The sequence below is a fragment of the Brevundimonas bullata genome, assembly GCF_003350205.1.
In the GTDB taxonomy this organism is placed as follows: Bacteria; Pseudomonadota; Alphaproteobacteria; order Caulobacterales; family Caulobacteraceae; genus Brevundimonas; species Brevundimonas bullata.
Genome location: NZ_QLLC01000026.1, coordinates 17,158 through 43,305, shown reverse-complemented (window position 1 = coordinate 43,305; position 26,148 = coordinate 17,158). Strand labels below are relative to the sequence as shown.

At 66.7% G+C, this 26,148-nt stretch carries 26 protein-coding genes and 1 tRNA gene; 20 read left to right on the top strand and 7 right to left on the bottom strand.

The window, feature by feature from the left end:
• Positions 1-62 precede the first annotated feature (62 nt).
• Positions 63-725, top strand: a complete 663-nt coding sequence (gene trhA, locus DXK21_RS12425; protein WP_245945212.1) for a PAQR family membrane homeostasis protein TrhA — start codon at positions 63-65, stop codon at positions 723-725.
• A 123-nt stretch (positions 726-848) separates the two neighbouring features.
• Here the strand turns inward: trhA and DXK21_RS12420 are convergent, their stop codons facing one another.
• From DXK21_RS12420 to DXK21_RS12395, 6 genes are all read right to left on the bottom strand, one after another.
• Positions 849-2,840: an AsmA family protein gene (locus DXK21_RS12420; protein WP_211306028.1), complete on the bottom strand. Its 1,992-nt coding sequence runs from the start codon at positions 2,838-2,840 to the stop codon at positions 849-851.
• Positions 2,841-3,193: 353 nt separating this feature from the next.
• Positions 3,194-3,484, bottom strand: a complete 291-nt coding sequence (locus DXK21_RS12415) for a hypothetical protein (protein WP_114818094.1) — start codon at positions 3,482-3,484, stop codon at positions 3,194-3,196.
• Between the two features lie 113 nt (positions 3,485-3,597).
• Entirely contained in the window at positions 3,598-4,593 is a 996-nt protein-coding gene (locus tag DXK21_RS12410; protein ID WP_114818093.1) for a sensor histidine kinase, read from the bottom strand.
• A gap of 577 nt (positions 4,594-5,170) precedes the next feature.
• Positions 5,171-5,245: transfer RNA gene (locus tag DXK21_RS12405), tRNA-Val, on the bottom strand.
• 86 nt (positions 5,246-5,331) lie between these two features.
• Positions 5,332-6,621, bottom strand: coding sequence for a dicarboxylate/amino acid:cation symporter (locus DXK21_RS12400; RefSeq protein ID WP_114818092.1), 1,290 nt, complete (start codon positions 6,619-6,621; stop codon positions 5,332-5,334).
• 254 nt (positions 6,622-6,875) lie between these two features.
• On the bottom strand, positions 6,876-7,565 hold the full coding sequence (locus DXK21_RS12395; protein ID WP_114818091.1) for an HAD-IA family hydrolase: 690 nt from the start codon (positions 7,563-7,565) through the stop codon (positions 6,876-6,878).
• 72 nt (positions 7,566-7,637) lie between these two features.
• On the opposite strand from DXK21_RS12395, the gene glmU reads away from it, so the two are divergent.
• From glmU to DXK21_RS12310, 17 genes are all read left to right on the top strand, one after another.
• Positions 7,638-8,987: a bifunctional UDP-N-acetylglucosamine diphosphorylase/glucosamine-1-phosphate N-acetyltransferase GlmU gene (gene glmU, locus DXK21_RS12390; RefSeq protein ID WP_114818090.1), complete on the top strand. Its 1,350-nt coding sequence runs from the start codon at positions 7,638-7,640 to the stop codon at positions 8,985-8,987.
• Positions 8,984-9,667, top strand: coding sequence for a ribose-5-phosphate isomerase RpiA (gene rpiA / locus DXK21_RS12385; RefSeq protein WP_114818089.1), 684 nt, complete (start codon positions 8,984-8,986; stop codon positions 9,665-9,667). Before glmU ends, rpiA begins: the two co-directional genes overlap by 4 nt.
• 252 nt (positions 9,668-9,919) lie before the next feature.
• Positions 9,920-11,305: a glutathione-disulfide reductase gene (gene gor, locus DXK21_RS12380; protein ID WP_114818088.1), complete on the top strand. Its 1,386-nt coding sequence runs from the start codon at positions 9,920-9,922 to the stop codon at positions 11,303-11,305.
• Positions 11,306-11,382: 77 nt separating this feature from the next.
• Entirely contained in the window at positions 11,383-12,138 is a 756-nt protein-coding gene (locus DXK21_RS12375) for a class I SAM-dependent methyltransferase (protein ID WP_245945211.1), read from the top strand.
• A 232-nt stretch (positions 12,139-12,370) separates the two neighbouring features.
• Positions 12,371-13,270: a 3-hydroxyisobutyrate dehydrogenase gene (gene mmsB / locus DXK21_RS12370; RefSeq protein ID WP_114818087.1), complete on the top strand. Its 900-nt coding sequence runs from the start codon at positions 12,371-12,373 to the stop codon at positions 13,268-13,270.
• Between the two features lie 389 nt (positions 13,271-13,659).
• Complete coding sequence (gene hemA / locus DXK21_RS12365) at positions 13,660-14,886, top strand: 5-aminolevulinate synthase (RefSeq protein WP_245945210.1); 1,227 nt, start codon at positions 13,660-13,662, stop codon at positions 14,884-14,886.
• Positions 14,886-15,068: a DUF6898 family protein gene (locus DXK21_RS12360; RefSeq protein WP_114818085.1), complete on the top strand. Its 183-nt coding sequence runs from the start codon at positions 14,886-14,888 to the stop codon at positions 15,066-15,068. Before hemA ends, DXK21_RS12360 begins: the two co-directional genes overlap by 1 nt.
• Positions 15,069-15,276: 208 nt before the next feature.
• A complete protein-coding gene (glyA, locus tag DXK21_RS12355) occupies positions 15,277-16,560 on the top strand; it encodes a serine hydroxymethyltransferase (RefSeq protein ID WP_114818084.1) in 1,284 nt (427 codons plus the stop codon).
• A 12-nt stretch (positions 16,561-16,572) separates the two neighbouring features.
• Positions 16,573-17,052 carry a transcriptional regulator NrdR gene (nrdR, locus tag DXK21_RS12350; protein ID WP_114818083.1) on the top strand — a complete coding sequence of 160 codons (480 nt, stop codon included), beginning with the start codon at positions 16,573-16,575 and terminating at the stop codon, positions 17,050-17,052.
• Positions 17,052-17,819, top strand: a complete 768-nt coding sequence (locus DXK21_RS12345) for a RibD family protein (protein ID WP_114818082.1) — start codon at positions 17,052-17,054, stop codon at positions 17,817-17,819. Before nrdR ends, DXK21_RS12345 begins: the two co-directional genes overlap by 1 nt.
• 60 nt (positions 17,820-17,879) lie before the next feature.
• The gene (locus DXK21_RS12340; RefSeq protein WP_114818081.1) at positions 17,880-18,482 is read left to right on the top strand and encodes a riboflavin synthase; all 603 of its coding nucleotides are present in this window, start codon (positions 17,880-17,882) and stop codon (positions 18,480-18,482) included.
• Positions 18,479-19,615: a 3,4-dihydroxy-2-butanone-4-phosphate synthase gene (ribB, locus tag DXK21_RS12335; RefSeq protein ID WP_114818080.1), complete on the top strand. Its 1,137-nt coding sequence runs from the start codon at positions 18,479-18,481 to the stop codon at positions 19,613-19,615. The genes DXK21_RS12340 and ribB overlap by 4 nt, the downstream gene beginning before the upstream one ends.
• Complete coding sequence (gene ribH, locus DXK21_RS12330; RefSeq protein WP_370523734.1) at positions 19,609-20,073, top strand: 6,7-dimethyl-8-ribityllumazine synthase; 465 nt, start codon at positions 19,609-19,611, stop codon at positions 20,071-20,073. Before ribB ends, ribH begins: the two co-directional genes overlap by 7 nt.
• 41 nt (positions 20,074-20,114) lie before the next feature.
• Positions 20,115-20,609 (top strand): transcription antitermination factor NusB, encoded by a 495-nt coding sequence (nusB, locus tag DXK21_RS12325; protein ID WP_114818098.1) that lies wholly within the window; start codon positions 20,115-20,117, stop codon positions 20,607-20,609.
• Positions 20,596-21,585, top strand: a complete 990-nt coding sequence (gene thiL, locus DXK21_RS12320) for a thiamine-phosphate kinase (protein ID WP_114818078.1) — start codon at positions 20,596-20,598, stop codon at positions 21,583-21,585. The genes nusB and thiL overlap by 14 nt, the downstream gene beginning before the upstream one ends.
• Positions 21,586-21,624: 39 nt before the next feature.
• Positions 21,625-22,050 carry a hypothetical protein gene (locus DXK21_RS12315; RefSeq protein ID WP_114818077.1) on the top strand — a complete coding sequence of 142 codons (426 nt, stop codon included), beginning with the start codon at positions 21,625-21,627 and terminating at the stop codon, positions 22,048-22,050.
• Positions 22,051-22,232: 182 nt separating this feature from the next.
• The gene (locus tag DXK21_RS12310) at positions 22,233-24,383 is read left to right on the top strand and encodes a sodium-translocating pyrophosphatase (RefSeq protein WP_114818076.1); all 2,151 of its coding nucleotides are present in this window, start codon (positions 22,233-22,235) and stop codon (positions 24,381-24,383) included.
• A gap of 57 nt (positions 24,384-24,440) precedes the next feature.
• Here DXK21_RS12310 and bamE read toward each other — a convergent pair whose 3' ends face one another.
• Positions 24,441-24,920: an outer membrane protein assembly factor BamE domain-containing protein gene (bamE, locus tag DXK21_RS12305; RefSeq protein ID WP_114818075.1), complete on the bottom strand. Its 480-nt coding sequence runs from the start codon at positions 24,918-24,920 to the stop codon at positions 24,441-24,443.
• A gap of 87 nt (positions 24,921-25,007) precedes the next feature.
• Between bamE and DXK21_RS12300 the strand changes: the two genes are divergently transcribed.
• The gene (locus tag DXK21_RS12300) at positions 25,008-25,535 is read left to right on the top strand and encodes a ubiquinol-cytochrome C chaperone family protein (RefSeq protein WP_114818074.1); all 528 of its coding nucleotides are present in this window, start codon (positions 25,008-25,010) and stop codon (positions 25,533-25,535) included.
• The gene (locus DXK21_RS12295; protein WP_114818073.1) at positions 25,532-26,065 is read left to right on the top strand and encodes a YceD family protein; all 534 of its coding nucleotides are present in this window, start codon (positions 25,532-25,534) and stop codon (positions 26,063-26,065) included. The genes DXK21_RS12300 and DXK21_RS12295 overlap by 4 nt, the downstream gene beginning before the upstream one ends.
• The last annotated feature ends 83 nt before the right edge of the window (positions 26,066-26,148 follow it).

The window sequence follows — 26,148 nt, the reverse complement described above, 5'->3', positions numbered from 1 at the left end:
CCTCGTCGCTTCAATCCGCTTGTGGGTCAGGCACTTTGTCCACACCACCTAGGCTGACCGCCGTGACCCAACTCGACCTGTCGCCGAAGCACTACCCGACGTCTCGCGCCAAATGCGCGGATCTAGTGGTGCATGTGGTCGGCCTGACCCTGGCCCTGTTCGGCGGCGGCGTCCTCCTCGGTCTTTCCGTCGCCAAGGGGAGTCTCGGTCTCGTCCTCGCCGTTAGCGTCTACACGGTCGGCTTGCTGGCGATGCTCGGCTTTTCGACGGCCTATAATTTCGCCGCGGCGCGGTGGCGTCCGCTGCTGCGTCGCCTGGATCACGCAGGCATTTTTCTGATGATCGCCGGGTCCTATACGCCCTTCACCACGCATAATCTTACGGGTGCCTGGGCGTGGGGCATGACGGCGACTGTCTGGGGACTGGCGGTCCTCGGGGCCTTGGGGAAGCTCTTCCTTCCGGGTGTCGGCCGCCGATTCTGGATACTTCTCTATATTGCCTTGAGCTGGCTCGTGGTGATCGCCTTCAAGCCGATGATCGCCCACGGCTCCTTGATCGCCCTGGTTCTGCTGGCGGCGGGAGGCGTCCTCTACATGTCCGGCGCCGTCTTCTACGTGCGCAAGAAGCTCACCTGGTTCAGAGCCGTCTGGCATGGCCACGTGGTGGCCGCCGCCGGGGTGCATTGGGCCGCTGTCCTGGTCGGCGTGGTGCTGACGAACGCCTGATCGCCGACCGAGCCGACGTGGAATAGCTCACGCGGTGCTCGCGATGCATGCGGCGACGCGACAGGGCCGCGTGCCGCGCCAGGCTCTGGCCTACCTCGTGGGTTCGAACGCGGGTCAAGGCGTTCAACGGGCGCCGGCGATCAGGCTGCCGCAGTCGGCGTCTTCCGCCAGGCCGGGGTCCACGAAGCCCAGCAGAGCGGCGACCGGATTGACCAGGGTCGCCAGGGCGCCGACGATCCCGCCCTGGGTCGCCACGGCCGAAACGTCCACGCCAAGGCTCGGGGAGACGAGCGGGCCCTTGACCGTGATCGGGGCCCAGACCCGCAGGAGACGAGGCTTCTTGGTTTCGCCGTCGATCCTCAGGTTCATCGTCTCGGCCCCCAGGTCGATGGTCCCCGATCCCTGGGCGAGGACCACGTCCGTGTCGATCACAAGGGTGCGCGAGGTCGCCACGCCGCCGGCGACTGTGAAATCCGCCACGGCGCAGCGGATGCCGGACGTGGACTGATCGCCGGACAGCAGCTTGCGCAAGCCGGCGCCGACATTGATGCCCAGCAGTTCGGCGAAGGCCGACCGCATCCGCCCTTGGGGGACGACCAGGCTGATGGTCCCCTTGGAATTGGCCGCCAGATCATGGATGGAGGCCCCAGGCCCTTCCAGCTTCGCCCGACCCAGGGCGCGGCCCGTCACCGTCGGCGCGCCGCCTCGTGCGGGGATGATCGATTCCAGCGGATAGCCGCTCAGGCGGAAATCTACGGCGCTGTAAGGCGTGCTCCGGCGGGCGTCGATCCGCGCTGTCCCGTTGAGTTCGCCGCGATTGAAGGTGAAGGACACCGGGTTGAGCTTCAGTATCCCGTCCTTCAGGTCGGCGCCGAGCCGGACCTGCCGGATGTCGAGGGTGTTGGCCTTCACCGAAGCGGCCCGATAGGACAGGGACCCGTCCATGGCGCGAAGCCTTTCGGTCCGCAGCGGCGCATCGGGCAGGAGCTTGCCCGGCGCGCCAGAGCTGGCCACCGTCCCGCCGCTTGTGACCCTTGGCCGGGCGCCCAGGACGGCCGCGAGATCATCGATGTCTAGCGAGCGAGAGGCCAGTTCCGCATCAACGCGGCGGCGTGCGCCGATCTTATTCACCTCCAGCGTCCCCGACAGGTCTGACGATCCGACCCGTCCGCTGAAATCGGCGAAGCGGAACAGGGTGCCGTCGCGGCTCAGGCGGCCGCTCAATCTGTAGGGCGGCGTGTTCGGCGTGGTGATGCCCGTCAGCAGATAGAGGTCGGCCAGGTCCTGTCCTTCCAGTTCCAGCACGGCGTTGAAACGCCCCAGGTCGAAGGGGCGAGTGACGGCGCCCTCTGCCTTCAGTCTCGACCCGGCCCCTGACAGATCGGCGGTGAAGGCGTAGGGCCGGTCGCGGCGGATATTGACGAAGGGGCCGCCCGTGACGCGAAGGGTGAGCGGCGCGCCGTTCATCGTCCCCTTGCCGTCAAGCTGGAAACCGCTTTCACCCTCCTCGGGAGACCGCGCCTCGCGCGCGGCGACTATGGCGTCGAGCTTCATGCCGCGCCGCTGCTCGTCCAGCGTCAGGCGGCCGCCCTTGATGACCAGGCGCTGGATGACCGGCAGCTTTGCCCCGCGACCGTCGTCCGGTCGATCCGGTTTCAGGTCCCAGCTGCGCCGGCCCTCCGTATCCACGATCAGATGAACCGTCGGGCGCGTCATGGTCAGGGACGATACCTCCATCTGGCCCAGGAACAGCCGACGCAACCGAACCGAGACGTCCAGCTGTTCGACCTCGGCCGTATTCCGACCGCGCGCCCAGGCGGGGCCGCCGACAGTGAGTCTGCGCACCGTGGCTGACGGGGTCCAGCTGAACAGCCTGACATCCAGATCGCCGTTCAGCAGGACCTCGCGGCCGGTCGAGGCCGACGCCGCGCGGCTGATCGGTCCGCGCAGCCAGTTCCAGTCGAACAGAACCAGGAACAACAGAAAACCGACCGCCAGGGCCAGGGTTATCCCCGCCGCGACGGCCTCCGGCTTTCCGGGATGTCGAAACGCCCGCCAGACAGGGTCTTCGGCGACGACGTAGGTCCTTAGCCTGTCCGCCCGAGTTTTCGCCACACGCCAGACGGAGGTCGCGCCCGCCCGCAAGGATTGACGGACTGATTTCGGGCCTGGTCTGTTGATCAAGGTCGCCTCCGGTGAAGCTGATCAACGCCCGAGACGGCAAAGGGCGCCACGGGTTTTAAGCCGGACCAGAAGGCGCGCCAGGGTTGTAGGCGAGAACGGGGCTGGCCGTCGCGCAGATAGCCCGTTTTTGTTTTGATCGCGCTCTGGCTGCTTTTCACGGCCGCCGCCCGGCCAGCAAGCCTTCGGTAATCGAGAACGGTAAGACCGACGACGTGAACGCACGGTCGGATCGCGAGCCTGGTTTTTTGGCCGACTATCGCGAGGTCCTCAGGCGGCTTACGACTTCACGATTTGCCGTCGTCGATGGCCTGCCGCTCCGTCCTGACCGCGCGACGGTTTGCGCGAGCCACTTTTTTGTATCCGATCACACCGGCAAGGAAGCCGACCGCCGTGGCGACGGCGGTCAGCACCAGATGGTCCTCGACGTCATGTCCGTAGAAGCCTGAAACCACGAAGACGCCGAGCAGGCTCACCGTACCGGCGCAGAGGCCGGCCATGGTCGATCCGCCCGTGGGCGCCGGGGCGTAGAGCTCGGCGCGCTCGCCGGCCAACTTCTGCTTGCGTTCATCCGTCATGGATCAGGTGTCGCACAGAGATGAGGCCAGGCCGAGGCCCAGCTTCATTTCATCAGCCCGGCCTTGCGCAAGGCCTCCTCAGTAACCCGGAGGGCGGAGGCGAGTCCGGGTCGTCAGCTCAGGAGTTTCGCGACTTGCACGCGCACTGTGGCGATCAGGCCTTCGGGATTCCATTGATACGCGATGGACCCCCGCAGCTTCCGGGTGACGATCCGGTCGAGAAGACGGCTGCCGAAGCCCAAGGCGTCGTTCGGGGGCGTGACGGCCGGGCCGCCGCGCTCGGTCCAGACCATGACCAATTCGTCGTCTGCTACAGTGCAAGCCACATCGAGCAGCCCGCTCCCGCAGGACAGGGCTCCATACTTCAGGGAATTCGTCGCCAATTCATGGAGGACAAGCGCCAGGTCCGTGGCGGCGCTCTCACCGACGCCCATGCGGGGCGCGGTCACGCGAACGCGTCCGCTGAACGCGCCTAGATCATCATAGGGCGCCAGCAGGATTGAAAGAAGATCCGCCAGAAGGGCGGCGTTTTCCGTCTGGCCGGGTACAGGACGGACAAGGTCGTGCGCGCGGCCCAAGGCGGTGAGACGACTGGTCAGTTCGCTCGCCATTTCCTCCTTGGTGCCCGGCGCCCTGGACGACATGGAGGTGAGGGCGCCGGCGATGGCGATCAAGTTCTTGACCCGGTGGCTCATTTCCCCCGCCAGCAGCTCATGCGCTTCTTCAGCCTGCTTGCGGCCTGTCACGTCAAGGAAGACGCCATACATGACGTCGCCGACTATGCCTTCGTCGTCGCCCCGGCCACGGGCGGAAATCCAGCGCACCTCGTCTTCGATCAAAATCCTGAAATCGATCTCATAGGGTCCGACGATGCCTCGCGTCGCATTGAAGGCCGCCCGGACGCGGTCCCTGTCGGCGGGGTGAATGTGCATGGAGAGGTCTTCGAAAGTCACCCCTGCGTCCTCTGGAAGGTTCCAAAGCGCATACCCGATCGCGTCCATGGTCAGGCGGTCCGTCTCGACGTTCCACGACCATAGAGCGACGCCCGCGGCTCGTATGCCGAGCCGAAGGTGTTTCTCGTGCCATACAGGCGCGTTCGGCTGGTTCATGGCGCGACATCCAGAGTCCCTCAGGACGGTCACGTTCACTGGACCTGATCCATGCCTCAGATCAAGCGCCAAGCCCGGCGTGCGAAAGTGGTCTGACACTGTGGTGGAAGGCTGGCGCCGGCGAAGCAGAGCGGGACAATAGAGGGGAGGGCCGCCGACCTGCTGGGCCGGACATCAGGACGAGGGCGGGGGGACCTCCTTGTCCCGTCTTGCCGCCTCTTCGCGGTAGCGCAGGGCGATCCGGTTGAATCGGTCGCGATCCGCGGCGAAGGGCGAGAGCCTCGCCATCCTCTCGGCCTCCTGTTCTAGAACGCGAAGAGAGGCCGAGGTGTCGGTGGGACGGTTCATGCGTGTCTACTCGGGAACTGAGGTATGTCGCTCGCGCGAGAACGCGCGGCTCTACAGACCTTCAAAGGGGGCGGGAGCCCGGAATGGTTCCGGCCGCCGGCAGCCGCAGGTCCTTAAACCTGTAGCCGCTGATCTTCCCAATGCCCCATCCATCGCTTCAGGCCAGACGTGAGCCATCCGGCCGCGCGCAGCAGGGCGCTTGCATGGGCGTGAAAATATTCAAGGAAAGTGGTGGACGCGACAGGGATTGAACCTGTGACCCCCTCGGTGTGAACGAGGTGCTCTCCCGCTGAGCTACGCGTCCAGCGCAGTAACGACCAAATCAGAATGGCTTGGGCCGTCGGGAGGCGCGATGTAGCCCGCGATTCCGACGACGGCAAGCCTCTTTGATCAAATACCGGCGGCGCGGACCCCTTCCGGCGTTTCCGCCTCGGGATCGCCCGGCAGCCAGGCGACATGACCGTTGTAGATGTCCTCGTTCAGGATGCCTTCCTCCTTGGCGACCAGGACGGGGACCAGCATCTGGCCGGTGACATTGGTGGCCGTCCGCATCATGTCGATGATCCGGTCGATGGCGACGATATAGCCGATGCCTTCCAGCGGCAGGCCCGCCGTCGACAGGGTCAGTGTCAGCATAACGATGCTGGTGCCGGGCACCCCCGCCGTCCCCAGCGAGCCCAGAACCGCCGTCAGGCCGATCAGCACGTACTGGGTCAGCGACAGGTCGATGCTGAAATACTGGGCGATGAAGATCGAGGCGATGGCCGGATAAATCGCCCCGCAGCCGTCCATCTTCACATTGGCCCCCAGCGGCACCGCGAAGGCGGCATAGGCTTGCGGCACGCCCAAACGCTCGACCGTCTGGCGCAGGGTGATGGGCAGGGTGCCCAGCGAAGACGATGTGGCGAAGGCCGTCTGCTGGGCCGCGAACGCGCCGCGGAAGAAGCTGGTGATCTTCAGCCCGTGCAGCTTCAGCAGACCCGAATAGACGATCAGGATATGGAACAGGCAGGCCGCGTAGATGGCGAAGATGAACTTGCCCAGCGGCAGCAGCGCTTCCCAGCCATAGCCGCCGACGACCGAGCCGATCAGGCCGAACACCCCGAACGGCGTCAGCTGGATCACCCAGCGGGTGATGCGAAACACCAAAGCCGCGCCTTCATCCACCAGCCGCCGCGCCGTCTGCGCCCGGTCGCCCAGCGCCACCAGCGCCGCGCCCATCAGTGCCGAGAAGAAGATGATCTGCAGCACCTTGCCCTCGCTCAGCGCCGCAAAGGGGTTGGTCGGCACGATGCCCAGCAGGACGTCCAGCGGCGTCGGGATCACCCGTTCCTTCACCTCGCCCAGCGGCAGGTTGGACAGGCCGACGCCCGGATTGATCAGATGCCCGAACGCAAACCCGACCAGCACCGCCAGCAGCGAGGTGATCGCGAACCAGACCAGGGTCCGCACCCCCAGCCGCACCGCCCCGACCCCTTCGCCCAGCTTGGCGATCGAACTGGCGATGGTGAACAGCACCAGGGGCGCCACCACCATGCGGATCAAGTTCAGATAGACGTCGCCGATCGGCTGCAACCAGACCACGGCCTGCTCGCGCAGGATCAGTCCGGCGATGATGCCCAGGGCGAAACCGGCGGCGGTGCGCTGCCAGAGCGGGATAGCGAAGAAGCGACGAAACATGACGACCTTTGGGGAGGAGCGGTCGATCTATGTGTTTCCCACGCGCGCAGACGGCAACCGCGACGGGCGCAGATAGGGCGTAGAAGTTCTGTCGGATCGTTTAGTTTTATTGCGCATTATTCGTCATCCCGGCCAAGTCTCTCGTCAGAGAGACGCAGAGCCGGGACCGCCCAAGGCTCGACGGTCGGCGCTTCCTGCGGTCCCGGATAGCGGCTGCGCCGCTTCCGGGATGACGTCAGATGGGCATGAGGGGTCTACCCTGGCATCACTTCAGCCAGCGCCGCCTCGAACCCGTCGTAGTGGTCGATCACCACATCTCCGCCCAGCTCTTCGCGCGGCACGTCGTTGTAGCCGAAGCCGACGACGATGCAGGCCACGCCCGCGTCTTTCGCAGCCTTAGTGTCCGTCGTGCTGTCGCCGACCATGACGCAGCGCGCAGGATCGCCGCCCGCCTTCTGCACCGCCTCATGAATATGCGCCCCGCTCGGCTTGCGCGCCGACACCGCATCCGGCCCGGCGATGAAGGCGAAATGCTTGGTCAGGTCCAGCGCCTCGATCAACGCGACCGCCAGGTCTGTGCGCTTGTTAGTCGCCACGCATAGGATGGCCCCCCGCGCGGCCAACCGCTCCAGCGCCGGGACCACGCCGTCAAACACGGTGCTCTCGTCGGCGATGTGGGCCAGGTAGTCCTCGATGAAGCGGTCGAACAGGCCGGGCGCATGGGCCTCGTCCCAGGCGGCGCCCGCCTCCATGAAGCCGTGGCGCAGCAGGGCCATGGCCCCATGCCCGACCAGATGCCGGGCCGAGGACAGGGGCGTCGGCGGCAGTTCGTACTGCGCCAGCATCCGGTTCAGCGTGCCGATCAGATCGGGCGCCGAGTCCACGAGGGTCCCGTCCAGGTCGAAGGCGATGGTCCAGCCCTGCAGATCGCGTTCAGTGCTCATGTCGTCTCCCGGCTCGCGCAGGCCCCGGCAATGGGCTAGATCGCGCTAGACGACAAGCCGCCGGATCGATTCATGACCGCACACCATCCTCGCGCCGCCATCATCCTTGCCGCAGGCCAAGGCACGCGGATGAAGTCGCCGCTGCCCAAGGTTCTGCACCCGGTCGGCCAGCGCGCCATGCTGGATCACGCCATTGACGCCGCCGAGGCTCTGGGCTGCGAACGCATCGTCGTCGTCGTCGGCGCCCATTCGCCGGAAGTCCGCGACCACGTCGTGCGCCGTCTGGGCGAGGACTCCATCGCCGTTCAGGACCCGCCGCTCGGCACCGGCCACGCAGTCCGCGCCGCCGAGGCCGTGCTGGGCGACTTCATCGGCCATGTGGTCGTGACCTACGGCGATGTCCCCCTGCTGAAGGCCGCTGACATCGAGCCGGTCTTCGCTGATGTGCATGAAGGCGTCACCGTCATCGGCTTCGAGGCCCGCGACCCCGGCGCCTACGGCCGTCTGATCCTGCAAGGCGACGACCTGCTGGCCATCACCGAGGCCAAGGAGGCGTCCGAGGATGTTCTGGCCATCACCGCCTGCAACTCCGGCGTCATGGCCGCCCCCGTGGGCCTGCTCTTCGACCTGCTGGCCCAGGTGAAGAACGACAACGCCAAGGGCGAATACTACCTGACCGACGTGGTCGAGCTAGCCCGCAAGCGCGGCGCCCCGACCCGCGCGGTCTTCGCTGCCGAGGACTCGGTCATGGGCGTCAACGCCCAGTCCGAACTGGCCCAGGCCGAGGCCCTGTTCCAGTCGGTGCAGCGCGAGCATTTCCTAGCCGAGGGCGTGACCATGTCGGCCCCCGACACCGTCCACTTCGCCTGGGATACTGAAGTCGGCGCCGGCACGACCATCGAGCCCTTCGTCGTCTTCGGCCCCGGCGCGGTTGTGGCCGAGGGCGCGCGCATCCGCAGCTTCAGCCATATCGAAGGCGCCCGCGTCGCGACCAAGGCCGAGGTCGGCCCCTACGCCCGCCTGCGCCCCGGCGCGGATCTGGGCGAGGGCGTCAAGGTCGGCAACTTCGTCGAGGTCAAGAACGTCCGCATGGACGCGGGGGCCAAGGCCAACCATCTGGCCTACCTCGGCGACGGCCATGTGGGGGCGAAAGCCAACATCGGCGCCGGCACCATCTTCTGTAACTACGACGGCTTCTTCAAACACCGGACCACGGTGGGCGAGGGGGCCTTCGTCGGGTCGAACTCGTCGCTGGTGGCCCCTGTCGTCATCGGCGCGGGCGCCATGGTCGGCTCCGGCTCGGTGGTGACGAAGGACGTCGCGCCCGGCGATCTGGCGCTCGGCCGCGCCGAACAGACGACCAAGTCGGGCTGGGCCGCCCGCTTTATGCAAACGATGCGCGCAAAGAAGGCTGCGAAATGAGCGACCTGCAGAAGAAGAACGCCGGCGAAGCCGCCGCCGCCCATGTGGAGGCCGGCATGGTCGTCGGTCTGGGCACCGGCTCCACCGCCGCCTGGTTCGTCAAGGCGCTGGCGGCGCGCAACCTGCCCGACCTGCGGTGCGTCCCGACGTCGGAACGCACGGCCGATCTGGCGCGCGAGCTGGGCCTGACCCTGTCGACGCTGGAAGACACCCCGCGCATCGACCTGACCGTCGACGGCGCCGACGAGATCGGCCCAGGCCTCGCCCTGATCAAGGGCGGCGGCGCGGCCCTGCTGCGCGAGAAACTGGTGTGGGAGGCGTCTGAACGCTGCATCTGCATCGCCGACGCGGCCAAGGTGGTGCCGGTGCTGGGGACCTTCCCCCTGCCGATCGAGGTCGTCGCCTTCGGTCACAAAACCACCGCCAACCGCATCGCCGACGTCCTGGCCGACCACGACATCCCCATGCCTGCCCGCGTCCGTCAGGCCGACCGAGGCCTGATCCGCACCGACGGCGGCAACCTGATCTACGACGCCGCCTGCAAGGTCATCGCTGACCCGGCCCGCCTCGCCGCCGACCTCAAGAGCCTGACCGGCGTGGTCGAACACGGCCTCTTCCTCGACCTGACCGACCTGGCCATCATCGGCACGGACGCCGGGTTCGAGACGATCAATCCCTAAGCCCTCCGTCATCCCGGCCGAAGCCTCGCTTCGCGAGGCGCAGAGCCGGGACCGCCACAAACACAACCTTCAGCGTTTCTTGCGGTCCCGGATAGCGGCTGCGCCGCTTCCGGGATGACGGAAGCGCGGGATCGCCTTGCCCCCTCGCGCCCCGGCGCCTAAGTCGGGTCAGCGCTGCGGTTCAGCCGCACAGATTTCAGACGATTCAGACGAATTGGACTCATCTTTTCGAGTCCATTCCCGGAGCCCTCGATGACCCAGTACGACTACGACCTCTTCGTCATCGGCGCCGGCTCCGGCGGAGTGCGCGCCGCGCGGCTGACCGCCTTGGGCGGCAAGAAGGTGGCCGTGGCCGAGGAGTATCGCGTCGGCGGCACCTGCGTCATTCGCGGCTGCGTGCCCAAGAAGTTCATGGTCATGGCCTCGGAGGTCAGCCACGCGCTGGAGATCGCCGAGGGCTATGGCTGGTCCTTCGATAACGCGAAGTTCGACTGGCCGACCTTCCTGCAAGCCAAGGACGTCGAGATCGCCCGCCTATCGGGCATTTACGCCGCCAACCTGGGCAAGGCGGGCGTCGATCTGGTCCACGGTCGCGCCGTGATGAAGGACGCCCACACCGTCGAGATTGTCGGCAAGAATCAGACCTTCACCGCCGAGAAGATCCTGATCGCCACCGGCGGCCGTCCGTGGAAGCCCGAGGACCTGCCGGGCATCGAACACGCCATCACCTCCGAAGAAGCCTTCCACCTGCCGGAACTGCCGAAACGCATCCTGATCGCAGGCGGCGGCTATATCGCGGTTGAGTTCGCGGGCATCTTCGCCGGTCTGGGCGTCGAGACGACCCTGATCTATCGCGGCCCCAACATCCTGCGCGGTTTCGACGACGACGTGCGCGCCCATCTGGCGGGCGAGATCGAGAAACGCGGCGTCAAGGTCATCCTGGGCTGTCAGCACGCCTCGATCGAGAAGACCGAGACCGGCCTGGTCAACCATCTGGAAAACGGCATGACGCTGGAAACCGACGTGGTCATGTTCGCCACCGGCCGCGTCCCCCACGTCAAGGATCTGGGGCTGGAGAAGGCGGGCGTCGAACTGAACGAACAGGGCGCGATCAAGGTCGATGACTATTCGAAGACCTCGGCCGACAACATCTGGGCCATCGGCGACGTGACCGACCGCATGAACCTGACCCCCGTCGCCATTCGCGAAGCCGTCGCCTTCCACGAGACGGTCTACAAGAACAATCCTCAGCACTTCGACTACGAAGCCGTCGCCAGCGCGGTCTTCAGCCAGCCCCCGGTCGGCGTCGTCGGCCTGACCGAGCATGACGCGCGCCGCGCCTGTTCCGGCGAAGTGGACGTCTATGTGACCCGCTTCCGCCCGATGAAGTACGCCTTCACCGGCTCGGACGAGCGGGTGCTGATGAAGCTGGTGGTCGACGCCGACAGCCAGCGCGTCGTCGGCGTTCACATCGTCGGCCCGGAAAGCCCGGAGATGATCCAGTTGGCCGCCATCGCCGTGAAGGCCGGCCTGACCAAGGCTCAGTGGGACGCCACCTGCGCCGTACACCCGACCATGGCCGAGGAACTGGTCACGCTGAAAGAAAAGCAGTCCCCGGCGTCGATGTCGGCGGGCTGATCATTAAGGCTAGAGGCGGCTTGTCAGTCGCCTCCAGCTCACGCCTTATGCAGCCCAGCTTTTTCGGAGGTCGTCTCATGAAGTCCGCCCTGCTCGCCGCCGCCCTGTCCGCCCTGATGCTCGCCGGTTCGCCGGTTCTCGCCCAAAGCACAGACCAGACCATCCCGTCGTCTCTGGTTCAGAGCGCGCTCGCCGACACCCTGCGCCCCGCTGACGAGGTCGCCCGCGATCCGCTGCGTCACCCGGCTGAAATCCTCGCCTTCGCTCAGCTTCAGCCGGGTCAGCGCGTCGCCGACATCCGTCCCGGCGCGGGCTATTTCACCCGCCTGTTCGCTCGCGTGGTGGGCGAGGGCGGTCACGTCTACGCCTTCGTGCCGAACAAGACCGCCGAGCGCGAGAACCCGCGCGCCGACGCCCTGGTCGCCGCCTATCCCAACGTCAGCCGCGTCAACGGCGACCTGGACGCCATGACCTTCGACCAGCCGCTGGACGTGGTCTTCATGAGCCAGGAATATCACGACTTCCACATCCCCCGGTTCGGCGTGGATGTGACCAAGATGAACGCCGACATCTTCAAGGCGCTGAAGCCCGGCGGACTGTTCGTGGTCATCGACCACCAGGCCGCGCCCGGCGCCGGCAACACCGCCGTCGAGACCCTGCACCGCATCGAGGGCGCGCAACTGCGCAAGGAGGTCGAGGCCGCCGGCTTCGTCTTCGACGGTGAAACCGCCGCCGTCGCCAACCCGGCGGACGACCACAGCCTGAACGTCTTTGACGAGGCCATTCGCGGCAAGACCGACCAGTTCGTCTATCGCTTCCGTAAGCCGGGCTGACGTCATCCCCGCTGCGTCATTCTCGGCCTTGTGCCGAGAATCCAGAGACGCGGCTTTTCCGGTCTGGACGGAACGCCTAGCTGCCGTTGGTGGAGTTTCTGGATCCCCGGCACAAGGCCGGGGATGACGGTTGAGGCAGGGGCATCGAGATGATCTCTGTCTCGAACTGGTGACTGGCGAAGCGGGGCAGGGGGCGCTAACCCTGCCGCAAAATCCATAAGGGAACGCTCAGATGACTCGCATCGCCTTCATCGGTCTCGGCAACATGGGCGGCGGCATGGCCGCCAATCAGGCCAAGGCCGGGCATGACGTCGCCGCCTTCGACCTGTCGCCCGCCGCGCTGGAACGCGCCGCCGAGGCCGGGTGCCGCACGGTCAGCTCGGTCGCCGAGGCCGTCAAGGACGCCGAGATCGTCATCACCATGCTGCCCGCCGGCCCGCACGTGCTGAGCGTCTATTCCGAACAGATCATCGGCGCGGCGCCCTCCAGCGCCCTGCTGCTGGACTGCTCGACCATCGACGTAGAGACGGCGCGCAAGGTCGCAGGCCTGGCCAAGGAGGCCGGCTACGCCTTCGCCGACGCCCCCGTCTCGGGCGGCACAGCCGCTGCCGACGCCGGCACCCTGGCCTTCATGGTCGGCTGCGACGAGGCCGATTTCGCCCGCGTCGAACCCGCCCTCGATCCCATGAGCCGCATCACCATCCGCGCGGGCGACCATGGCGCCGGCCAGGCCGCCAAGATCTGCAACAACATGCTGCTGGGCATCAGCATGGTCGGGACCTGCGAGGCCATCGCCCTGGCCGAGAAGCTGGGTCTGGAGCCGGAACGCTTCTTCGAGATCGCGTCCAAGTCTTCGGGCCAATGCTGGAGCGTCAGCAACTACTATCCCTGGGCCGGTCCGGTGCCGACCGCGCCGTCGAATCGCGACTACGAAGGCGGCTTCGCCACCGCCATGATGCTGAAGGATCTAAAGCTGGCCCAGGACGCCGCCGCCAAGGCCGGCGCCACCACCCCGCTCGGCGCCCAGGCCGAGGCCCTCTACGCCCTGTTCAACGGCCTCGGCTACGGCGGCAAGGACTTCTCCGCCATGGTCCAGATGCTGCGTGGACGCCTCGATACGCTGGCGAACTGACATCTGCCTGGGATGACGGCGGCGCGAATCCCGCGCCGTCATCCCGGCCGTAGCGGAGCGGAGAGCCGGGACCCAGGCGTTTGATTTTGGCTGGACGGCGACTGTGATCCACCGCTTGGGTCCCGGGTTCGGCTACGCCGCCCCGGGATGACGGCAGGCTGTGCCAGCCCGCGTCGGGTCGAAAAGGCGGAGCGTTTTGACCGCGGGCACACTCACCCAGCCCGCGTCGGGTCGGGAGGTCCCGCAGGGCCGACGACCGCGGGCAACTCAAAATGAGAACCGTTATCAATTAAGGGGTTGGGACGTTTTGTCCGGCTCTGAACATGGACAACGCTGAGCGGCGAGCGCAATTAGGCGCGGAAAGCTGTATAAGCGAAAGAACTAGCGCCTTGTTCGACTATAAGTCTGCCTTTCAAAGCTCTGTCGAGCAGGTCCGCAGCGAAGGTCGCTATCGCGTCTTCGCCGATCTGAAACGCGTGCGCGGCCAGTTCCCGCAGGCGGTTCGCCGCCGAGACGACGGCTCCGAACAGAATGTCGTGGTCTGGTGCTCCAACGACTATCTGGGCATGGGCCAGCATCCCCTGGTGCTGGACGCCATGAAGGCCGAGATCGACGCCGTGGGCGCCGGCGCCGGCGGCACGCGCAATATCTCGGGCACCACCCGTTCGGCGGTCGATCTGGAAGCCGAGCTGGCCAGCTGGCACCAGAAGGAAGCAGCCCTGCTGTTCACCTCGGGCTATGTGGCCAATGAGGCGACGCTGGCGACCCTGCAGAAGATTCTGCCCGGCCTGATCATCTTCTCGGACGCCCTGAACCACGCCTCGATGATCGAGGGCATCCGCCACGGCGGCGGCCCGCGCCACATCTTCCGCCACAACGATCTGGAACACCTTGAAGAACTGCTGGCCGCAGCCCCGCTGGGCGCGCCCAAGCTGGTCGCCTTCGAGAGCGTCTATTCGATGGACGGCGACATCGCCGACATCGCCGGCACCATCGCCCTGGCCAAGAAGTACGGCGCCATGACCTATCTGGACGAGGTCCATGCGGTCGGCCTGTATGGCGCGACCGGCGCCGGCGTCGCCGAGCGCGACGGCCTGCTGGACGGCATCGACATCGTCGAATGCACCCTGGGCAAGGCGATCGGCGTCATGGGCGGCTATATCGCCGCCGACGCCGTGATCGTGGACGCCGTGCGCAGCTGGGCCTCGGGCTTCATCTTCACTACCAGCCTGCCGCCCGCCCTGACCGCCGGGGCCCTGGCCTCGGTGCGTCACCTGAAGGCCCACTCCGAACTGCGCGACGCCCATCAGGAACGCGCCGAGACCCTGAAACGCCGCCTGACCCAGGCCGGCATCCCGGTCCTGCCCAGCGTCAGCCACATCGTCCCGGTCCATGTCGGCAACCCGGTCCACTGCAAGCTGATCTCGGACATGCTGCTGGAGGACTTCGGCATCTACGTCCAGCCGATCAACTACCCGACGGTGCCCAAGGGCACCGAGCGCCTGCGCTTCACCCCGTCGCCGAACCATGACGACGGCATGATCGACCAACTGGTCGACGCGATGGACAAGCTCTGGTCGCGCTGCAACGTGGCCCGACAGCCGGTCGCCGCCTGATGCAGGACGGTGAACTTGGCGAAGTCATCGTCGAGTTCGTGCGCAACGGGACCTATGTGAAGTGCAACGCCGTCCACACGGCGACGGGCATTGAGGTCTCCGCCATGGGCCCCGCGCTGGAGCCGCGCGCTGTCGAACGCGTGGCCATCGCCAAACTGAAGCGGGCTTTGTCACAGCGCTGACCATCGCCGTCATCCCGGCCGAAGCGCAGCGAGAGCCGGGACCGCCCAAGACGCCGCGTTTGTGCTTCCTGCGGTCCCGGATAGCGGCTGCGCCGCTTCCGGGATGACGGGGATGAGCGGCATCCTACCCCCTAGATGTTGTGGTGTTCGGCGGCGCGGCCTAGATAGGTCCCGCCGTTTCAGCCTTCAGCCTTCGGGATGCCCGCCAGTGACCGCCTTCACCCACGAATCGTACTTCTCCAAGAGCCTTGCTGACGCCGATCCGGCGATCTTCAAGGGCATTCAGGGCGAGCTTGGCCGCCAGAAGGAGCAGATCGAGCTGATCGCTTCTGAAAACATCGTCTCCCAGGCGGTGCTGGACGCGCAAGGCTCCGTCCTGACCAACAAGTACGCCGAGGGCTATCCGGGCCGTCGCTATTATGGCGGCTGCGAGTTCGTGGACGTGATCGAGGACCTGGCCCGCGAGCGCGCCAAGGAGTTGTTCGGCGCCGCCTTCGCCAACGTCCAGCCCCACTCGGGCGCCCAGGCCAACCAGGCGGTCTTCTTCACCCTGCTGCAGCCCGGCGACACCTTCCTGGGCATGGACCTGGCCTGCGGCGGGCACCTGACCCACGGTTCGCCCGCCAACCAGTCGGGCAAGTGGTTCCGCCCCGTCACCTACAAGGTGTCGGAAGACACCCACCTGATCGACTATGACCACGTCGCCGAAATGGCCCAGAAGGAGAAGCCCAAGCTGATCCTGGCCGGCGCCTCGGCCTACAGCCGCCACATTGACTTCAAGCGTTTCCGCGAGATCGCAGATTCGGTCGGCGCCTATCTGATGGTCGACATGGCCCACTATGCCGGCCTGATCGCCGGCGGCGCCTATCCCGACCCGGTGCCGCACGCCCACGTCGTCACCACCACGACGCACAAGACCCTGCGCGGTCCGCGCGGCGGCATGATCCTGTCCAACGACGTCGATCTGGGCAAGAAGATCAACTCGGCCGTCTTCCCCGGCCTGCAGGGCGGCCCGCTGGAGCACGTCATCGCCGCCAAGGCCGTGGCCTTCGGCGAGGCGCTGAAGCCCGAGTTCAAGGGCTACGCCCAACAGGTCGTGAAGAACGCCCAGGCCCTGTCCGGCGTCCTGATCGAGCGCGGCCTGGCCATCGTCTCGGGCGGCACCGACAGCCACCTGGCCCTGGTGGACCTGCGTCCCAAGGGCGTGACCGGCAAGGCCACCGAGCATGAGCTCGAAAAGGCGCTGATGACCTGCAACAAGAACGGCGTGCCGTTCGACACCGCGCCCTTCACCGTCACCTCGGGCGTCCGTCTGGGCACCCCGGCGGGCACGACGCGCGGCTTCTGCGAGGAAGAGTTCAAGCAGATCGGCCACTGGATCGCCGACGTCGTCTCGTCGATGAACGGCGGCGATGAAGCCGATCCGGCCGTCGTCGCGGGCGTCGCCGCCCAGGTGCGCGAACTGACCGCGCGCTTCCCGATCTACCGTTAAGGGACCGACTGGATGAAGTGCCCCTTCTGCGGCAACGCCGACACCCAGGTGAAGGACAGCCGCCCGTCTGACGACGGCGCGGCCATCCGCCGCCGTCGGTCCTGCCCGCAGTGCAACGGGCGCTTCACCACCTTCGAGCGGGTGCAGCTGCGCGAACTTGTCATCCTGAAACGGAACGGCCGCCGCACCCCCTTCGACCGCGACAAGCTGGAACGCTCGCTGGGCATCGCCCTGAGGAAACGTCCCGTGCAGCCCGATCAGGTCGAGCTGCTGGTCAGCCGCATCGTGCGCCAGCTGGAAAGCCTGGGCGAGACCGAGATCCCGTCCAGCATCGTCGGCGACTTCATCATGAAGGCGCTGAAGTCGGTCGATGAGGTCGCCTACGTCCGCTACGCCTCGGTCTACAAGGACTTCCGCCATACCGACGACTTCGCCAAATTCCTCGGCGCTGAGGGTTTTGACGGGAGCTCCGACGACTCCGGCAAGGCCTGATGCGCCCGCGCGTCACCTTGAAGCTGGCGACCTCGCTGGACGGCCGTATCGCCACGGCCTCGGGCGAGAGCCAGTGGATCACCGGGCCTGAAGCCCGCCAACAGGGCCACCGCCTGCGCGCGACCCATGACGCCATCCTGGTCGGCGTCGAGACGGTGCTGGCCGACGATCCCGAACTGACGGTCCGTCTTTCCCCTTCTCCCCTCGGGGGAGAAGGTGTCATGCGGAGCATGACGGATGAGGGGGCGGGTTCAGCGCACTCATCGTCCGACGAGGCTGCTGGAGCCATGGTCCCCCTCATCCGAGCGGCTTCGCCGCCCACCTTCTCCCCCGAGGGGAGAAGGAATCCCCTTCGCGTGGTCCTCGACAGCCGCCTTCGCACCCCTGCGACGGCCAAGGTCGCCAGCGGCCACACCCTGATCCTGACGACCGCCGCGCCCCACCCCATCGGCCAGGCTGACGTCGTCGCGGTCGCCGCCGACGACGGCCGCCCCGCCATATCGGCTGTGCTGGAGGTCCTGACCGCGCGCGGCGTCGGCTCCCTGCTGATCGAGGGCGGGGGGCGTGTCGCCGCCTCCTTTCTGCAGGCGGGCGTGGTGGACGCCATCGAGTGGTTCCGCGCCCCGATCCTGCTGGGCGGGGAGGGGCGGCCCTGCGTCGCCTCCCTGGCGCTTGCAAAGCTGGCCGACGCCCCCAAGTTCCGTCGTCTGGGCGTCGAGCCTGTCGGAGACGACCTGTGGGAACGCTACGCGCGCTTCGACGGCTGATTTCAGACGAATTAGACTAATTAGACTCTGTTTTTTGGGTCCGAAGGGACCGGAGCTTTTATGTTCACCGGCATCGTCACCGACATCGGCCGCGTCCGCAGCGTCCGCCACACCGACCGCGACCGTCGCTATGAGATCGAAACCGTTTGGGACACGGCGACCATCGACCTGGGCGCCTCCATCAGCCACGCGGGCTGCTGCCTGACCGTGACGGAGAAGGGCCATGACGAGCGGGGAGGCTGGTTCGCCGTCGAGGTCTCGGGCGAGACCCTGTCCAAGACCAAGCTGGGCGACTGGACTGAGAACACCCGCGTCAATCTGGAACGCGCCGCGAAACTGGGCGACGAACTGGGCGGCCACATCGTCTCGGGCCACGTCGACGGTCTGGGCGAGGTGATCTCGATCACACCCGAGGGCGGATCGCACCGCATCGTGGTCGAGGCGCCGGCGCCTCTGCACCGTTTTATCGCGCCGAAGGGCTCAATCACTGTCGATGGGGTTTCCCTGACGGTGAATGGGGTGCAAGAGCGCCGCTTCGACTTGAACATCATTCCGCATACGTGGGATGCGACCACGCTCGGCGGCCTGAAGGTCGGCGACAAGGTCAACCTGGAGATCGACATGCTGGCGCGCTACCTCGCGCGGTGGCAGGAGACCGCATGATGAAACTGGCCGTCCATAATACCGACAGTCCGATCAGCCCGATCGAGGACATTCTCGAGGACGCCCGCAACGGCCGCCCCTACATCCTGGTGGACGCCGAGGATCGCGAGAACGAGGGCGACATCGTCATTCCGGCTCAGTTCGCCACGCCGGATCAGATCAACTTCATGATCCGCTATGCGCGCGGCCTGGTTTGCCTGGCCGTGACCGGCGACCGCGCTCGGCAGCTGCGCCTGCCGCCGATGGCCGCTGACAATCGTGAGAGCATGAAGACCGCCTTCACCGTCTCGATCGAGGCCAAGGAAGGCGTAACCACGGGCATCTCCGCCGCTGACCGTTCGCATACGATCCAGGTTGCGACCGACCCGACGCGCGGCGTGGACGACATCGTCTCGCCGGGTCACATCTTCCCCTTGGTCGCACGCGACGGCGGCGTTCTGGTCCGCGCCGGCCACACCGAGGCCGCCGTCGATATCAGCCGCATGGCCGGCCTGAATCCGTCAGGCGTGATCTGCGAGATCATCAAGGATGATGGCGAGATGGCGCGGATGCCCGATCTCATCGCCTTCGCCCAACTGCACGGCTTGAAAATCGGCACCATCGCCGACCTGATCGCCTATCGCCGCCGCACCGAGCGCTTTGTCGAGCGGGTGCTGGAGACGCCGTTCGAGAGCGTCCACGGCGGGCCGTTCAAGCTGATCCTCTACCGCAACACCATCGAGGGCGCCGAACACATCGCCCTGGTACGCGGCGACATCGACCCGACCAAGCCGACCGTGGTGCGCATGCACCAGATCGACTTCGCCGCCGACCTGCTGGGCCATGTCGAGGCGCGCCAGAACTATATTCCCAAGGCGATGCAGGCCCTGGCCGCCAGCGACGGTCCCGGCGTCGTCGTCTTCCTGCGCGACCCTGGCCTGCATGGCCTGGCCGAGCGCCTGGGCGGGGCGGACAAACCGACCGCGGTGGATCGTTCGCTGAAAGCCTATGGCGTCGGCGCCCAGATTCTGCTCGACCTCGGCGTCAAAGATATGATCGTGATGAGCTCGACGCGGCCCAATCCGACGGCGCTTGAAGGCTACGGCCTGCGCATCGTGGGCTGGCGCGACATGGACGGAGAAGACCAATCCTGAACGACCCCACCCGCGTCCTGATCGTCGAGGCGCGTTACTACGACGATCTGGCCGACGCCCTTCTGGAAGGGGCCAAGGACGCCCTGCGTGCGCAAGGCGTGCAGTTCGACGTCGTCACCGTGCCCGGCGCCCTGGAGGTTCCGACCGCCATCGCCCTGGCCGAGGAAGCCGGTCGCTACCCGACCGCGCCGCGCTATGACGGCTATGTCGCGCTCGGCTGCATCATCCGCGGCGAGACCTATCACTTCGAGATCGTCTCGGATCAGTCGGCTGCCGGCTTGATGCACCTGGGCCTCAAGGGTCTGGCCATCGGCAACGGCATCCTGACGACCGAGGACGAAGAACAGACCTGGGCGCGCGCCCGGATGAGCGAAGGCGACAAGGGCGGCGGCGCCGCTCGCGCCTGTCTGGACCTGATCGCGCTGCGCAAGCGCCTGCGCGGAGGACTGGCCTCGTGACCGAATCGATCAAACCCACCCCGGCGACTGTCGCCGAAGTCATGGCTCAGCTGGCCGAGGCCGACAAAGCCCGCGCCGAGCCGCAACTGACCAGCCGTCAGCGTCGCGCCCGCACGGTTGCCCGTCTGGCCGCCGTCCAGGCCCTGTATCAGATGGAGCTGGCGGGCGAGGGCGTGGACGTCATCGTCAAGGAATTCCGCGATCACCGCTTCGACGGCGACATCGACGGCGCCCCCCTGGCCGAGGCCGACGAGCAATGGTTCTCGGACATCGTCCACGGCGTGGTCGAGGACCAGCGCGACATCGACGAGGCGGTCAAGGCGCGTCTGGCCTCCAACTGGCGGCTGGAACGTCTGGACGCCACGCTTCGCGCCCTGCTGCGTTGCGGCGCCTGGGAGTTGAAGTCCAAGCCCGACGTGCCGCGTGAGATCGTCATCGACGAGTATGTCGAGCTGGCCAAGGCCTTCTTCGACGAGGCAGAGGCGAAGTTCGTGAACGCGGCGCTCGACGGCGTGGCGCGCGATGCCCGCGATTGACGTCGTTGGCGAATTCGAGACCATCCAGCGGCTTCTGAAGCCGCTGGCGCACCCGGAATGGGCGAGGGGGCTGGCCGACGACGTGGCCGTGCTGCCCTCGCGACCGGGTTATGACCTGATCCTGACCAAGGACGCCATCATCGAGGGCGTCCATTTCCTGCCCGACGACCCGCTGGACACGGTGGCGCAGAAGCTGCTGCGGGTGAACCTGTCCGACCTGGCCGCCAAGGGGGCTGAGCCCTTCGGCTATCTGCTGGCCTGCCACTGGTCCGAACGCTGCGGCTGGCCCGAGCGCGAGGCCTTTGTCGCCGGGTTGCGGCGCGACCAGGCCATCTTCGACATTTCCCTGCTGGGCGGCGACACGGTCAAGACGCCGGGACCGGCCAGCTTCTCCGCCACCCTGCTGGGCTGGGCGCCGTCCTCCTCGACTGTCAGCCGGGGCGGGGCGAGACCGGGCGACCTGGTCTTCGTGACGGGCACCATCGGCGACGGCTGGCTGGGGCTTCAGGCCGCGCAAGGCGCCCTGTCGCTGGAGCCCGAGCGCATGGACGCGCTGGAGGCCGCCTATCGCACCCCCATGCCGCGTGTCGAGTTCGCCCCCGTCGTGCGCGGCCTGGCCACCGCCAGCGCCGACGTCTCCGACGGCCTGCTCGCCGACGCCGGCCATATCGCCGAGGCCAGCGGCGTGGGCATGGAGCTCGACCTGGAGGTCCTGCCTCTGTCGGCGGCGGCCCAGGCCTGGCTGGACAGTCGCGTGGACCCGCAAGGCGCGCTTGAGCTGCTGGCCACGGGCGGCGACGACTATGAGATCGTCCTGACCGTTCCGGCGGGCGCCGAGAAAGCCCTGCGCCGCGAGGCGGAACGCCGCCACCTGCGTCTGACCCGTATCGGCCGTGTCGTCGAGGGCAAGGGGGTGATCGTGCGTCACCTCGGACAGGAAATCACGCCGACCCGGATCGGCTGGACCCACGACTAGGCAACGGAATCCTAACCGGAACCGGGCAGGGTGAGTCTCATGCAACGTCGCGCCCTGATCCAGGCTGGAGCCCTTCTGACCGCAACAGCCGTTGCGGGGACGGCCGGCGCGTCGGACAAGGCGGAGCCCGGCGCCGCCGTCCTGAACCTGCCCGGCATGGGACTGCCGATTATCACCGATGGCAGGGTGCGCAACTACGTCTTCATCGTGCTGAAGCTGCATCTGGGGGCGGGCCATACGGTTGAGGCGGTGCGGGCCAAGGAGGCCCATCTGCGGGACGTCCTGGTCCGCGCGGGGCATCGTACGCCCTTCATCCTGCCGGACACCTGGGTGGCGCTGGATACGGCGGCCCTGAGCGCCAGCCTGATCCGATCGGCGGCGACCCTGGTCGGGCGCGGCTCCGTGACCCGCGTCGAGGTCGTCAGCCAGACGCCGCGCCGCCGCACGGGCATGCAGGGCGTCTGAAATCAGGCTTTAGAAACCGCTGTTGCTTCACGGCGAGGCTTTTGACACAGTTGAGCCGCAATTCCCGGGGGACGTAAGGTTGCGTTCGTAGGCGCACGGGGGGACCGGAAGGCGGAGACGAGGCGAAACGCCCGCCCGCGCCAAGGATCCGTGTGCTTGTTGCACAAGGGCTTGGAAACGCCATGACGAACTATCTATGGCTGGTCATTGCGGCCGGCGTACTGGGGGTGCTCTACGGCGCCGTCCAGACTGCGGTCCTGATGAAGGCCGGAACAGGTAACGACAGGATGCGAGAGATCGCCGCGGCGATCCAGGAAGGGGCGTCAGCCTATCTGAAGCGTCAGTACATAACGATTGGTATGGTGGGGGTCGTGATCTTGGTCGCGGCCTTTTTGCTTATCGGGCCCTGGGCTGCGCTCGGGTTCCTGATCGGGGCGGTGCTGTCAGGCGCGGCCGGTTTCGCCGGGATGCTGATTTCGGTGCGGGCCAATGTACGCACGGCCCAGGCGGCGTCTGAAAGTCTGGCCAAGGGGCTGGACCTGGCCTTCCGTTCCGGCGCCATCACCGGGATGTTCGTGGCGGGCGGCGCCCTCTTGGGCGTGTCGGGCTACTACGCCTTCATGACCCAGGGCATGGGGTTTGAATCCACCAGCCGCACGGTCGTCGACGGCCTGGTGGCCCTTGGCTTCGGCGCCTCGCTGATCTCCATCTTCGCGCGACTGGGCGGCGGCATCTTCACCAAGGGCGCCGACGTGGGCGGCGACATGGTGGGCAAGGTCGAGGCGGGCATCCCCGAGGACGATCCCCGCAACGCCGCCACCATCGCCGACAACGTGGGCGACAACGTCGGCGACTGCGCCGGCATGGCCGCCGACCTGTTCGAGACCTATGCCGTCACGACCGTGGCGACGATGGTCCTGGCGGCCATCTTCTTCCGCGATCAGCCCTATGTCGAAGTGATGATGCTGCTGCCGCTGGCGATCTGCGGCATCTGCATCGTGACCTCGATCATCGGCTCCTTCTTTGTCCGACTGGGCAAGGGCGGCAACATCATGGGGGCCCTGTATCAGGGCCTGATCGTCACGGGGGTCCTGTCTGTCATCGCCGTCTGGTGGGTCATCAACCAACTGGTGCCGGGCGCGGTAGAGACCTCTAGCGGGCTGCTGATCCAGCCCATGAACCTGTTCTGGGCCGGCGTCGTCGGCTTGCTGGTCACGGCGGCCATCGTGGTCGTCACCGAATACTACACCGGCACCGGCTTCCGCCCGGTGAAGTCGGTGGCCAACGCCTCGGTCTCGGGGCACGGCACCAATGTGATCCAGGGTCTGGCGGTGTCGCTCGAGTCCACGGCCCTGCCGGCGCTGACCATCATCGTCGGCATCATCGCGGCCTTCCAGCTGGCGGGCCTGTTCGGCATCGCCATCGCCACCACGACCATGCTGGGCGTGGCGGGGATGATCGTGGCGCTGGACGCCTTTGGACCTGTCACCGACAATGCGGGCGGCATCGCTGAGATGGCGGGTCTGCCGTCCGAAGTCCGCGTCTCGACCGATGCCCTGGACGCGGTGGGCAACACCACCAAGGCCGTGACCAAGGGCTACGCCATCGGTTCGGCGGGGCTGGGCGCGCTGGTCCTGTTCGCCGCCTATGTTGAAGACCTGAAGCACTTTGCGGCCGAGGCGACGCCGGGCAGCTTCTTCTACGGACTGGGGGCGGTCGCCTTTGACCTGTCCAACCCCTATGTCGTCGTCGGCCTGCTGTTCGGGGGGGCGCTGCCCTTCCTGTTCGGCGGGATGTCGATGACGGCGGTGGGACGCGCCGCCGAGGCCGTCGTGGCCGAGGTGCGCCGTCAGTTCCGCGAGAACCCAGGCATCATGACGTTCGAGACCAAGCCCGAATACGGCAAGGCCGTGGACATCCTGACCAGTGCGGCCATCCGCGAGATGATCGTGCCAAGCCTGTTGCCGGTGCTGTCGCCGATCGTCCTGTTCGTGGTGGTGCTGTTCATCCAGCCGGACAAGGCCAACGCCTTCGCCGCCCTGGGCGCCATGCTGATGGGGGTGATCGTGACCGGCCTGTTCGTGGCCATCTCGATGACCTCCGGCGGCGGGGCCTGGGACAACGCCAAGAAGCTGATCGAGGAAGGCTTCACCGACAAGAACGGCGTGGTCCACGGTAAGGGCTCGGAAGCGCACAAGGCCGCCGTCACCGGCGACACTGTGGGCGATCCCTACAAGGACACCTCTGGTCCGGCGGTGAACCCGATGATCAAGATCACCAACATCGTGGCGCTTCTGCTGCTGGCGGTGCTGGCGAGCGGGAAGATCGTCTAACGATAAAGGCCCCGGAGATTGCTCTCCGGGGCCTGATCTTTTGTGGCCGCTGAGGCCTTAGTCCGGGCGGCGCTGGCCGGGGACGTCGTCTTCGGTGCGCGGCAGCTGGCCACGGCCGACGTTGCCCAGCAACTGCTCCAGAATCGTCAGTTGGCGACCGCGCGTCGGGGTCTCGCGACGCTCCATGGCGACTTCGCGACCGTCGGCCAGGCTGAGGGTGCGCACGGCGGCGACCTTGCCGTCCGCCTTGTCAAAGGTGATCTCAGTCACCGTCCGCTGCGACACCTGCGGCTTGTTGTAGGTGTAACGCTCGGTCGTCTGGGTCAGGTAGTACCAGACGGTCTCGGGCTCGAAGGTCGAGGTGGTCGAGGGCGACCCCAGTCGCGCCAGGACGGTTTCCCGAGTGTCGGTTCCAGCCACGACATCCTGAGGCTTGGCGTCGATCGCCTGGAAGCCCTGGGTGGCGACGGTCGGCGCACAGGCGCCTGCAGCGGCGGCCAGCGCAACAGCAGCGAAGATCGGTGTAATTCGGGGCATCCGCGTCCGCCTCAGCATAACAAGGTCTTTGACCTAACCGGCGCTGCGTCCTAGTGCAACGGCGCGGCGAAAAAGGGGCTGTTGCTCATGCTTAGAAATCTCTTCCGACAACGACCCGATGAGCGCCAGGGCGACGCCCTGTATGCCGTTGCGGTCGAACAGGCCCGTCAGCCGGCTTTTTACACCGCCCTGGGCGTGGCGGACCGGATCGACGCCCGTTTCGAGCTCTACACCCTGCACGTGCTGATTCTGTTTCTCCGGCTCAAGCAGGACGGCGAGCGCGGCGAGGTCGCGGCCCAGAAGCTGTTCGACACCTATATCTCTTCGCTGGACAACACTCTGCGCGAACTGGGCGTCGGCGACGTCTCGGTCGGCAAGAAGATGCGCAAGCTGGGCGAGTCCCTGTATGGGCGCATGAACGCCTATGAAGGCCCGCTGCGCGCCGAGGACGTCGACGCCCTGGCCGCCTCCCTGGCCAAGAACATCTATGAAAGCGCCGACGCGGAGACCGGACGCGCCCTGGCGCGTTACGCCGTGGCCTCGCGTCAGAACCTGACGGCGCAGTCGTTTGAAACCGTGTCCAAGGCTCCGGCCTGGGCGGAGATCACCGCATGAACGACCTTCCCCCCTTGCCCTATAGCGAGCCGCTGAGGCTTCACCACATCGGCGCCGGCGTGCAGCGCCGCCTGAAGCCGGATGCGGAGGCGATCAAACGAATCGTCCGCGCCCTGGACCTTCAGGCGCTCGATATGTTCGAGGTCGATATCAACCTGGTCCCGACCGTGTCCGGCTGGCGTCTGGACGGGCGGGTCATAGCCGACGCGGTTCAGACGTGCGGGCTGACGCTGGAGCCGCTGCCAGTCCGCATCGATCGCAAGTTCTCGGTTCAGATGGTCGAGGCGACTGAACACGAAGCCGACGAGAATGCTGAAATCGATCTGGAGCTGGACGACGATTCGGCGGATCAGATCGAAGGCGGCAGCCTCGACCTGGGCCAATACGCCGTTGAGCAGCTGGCGCTGAGCCTGGACCCCTTCCCGCGCAAGCCGGGCGCGGTCTTCGAGCAGCCGCCGGAACCCGGCGAAATCTCGCCTTTCGCCGTGCTGAAGGGTCTGCGTCCGACGGACGGTTCCGGTGAAGGTTGACCTCGCGTTGACCTGGTAGCATCCCATGGGTGCGACATTTGCGTCCCGCATCCCTATATGAAGCGCCGCGACAAGACGGCGAC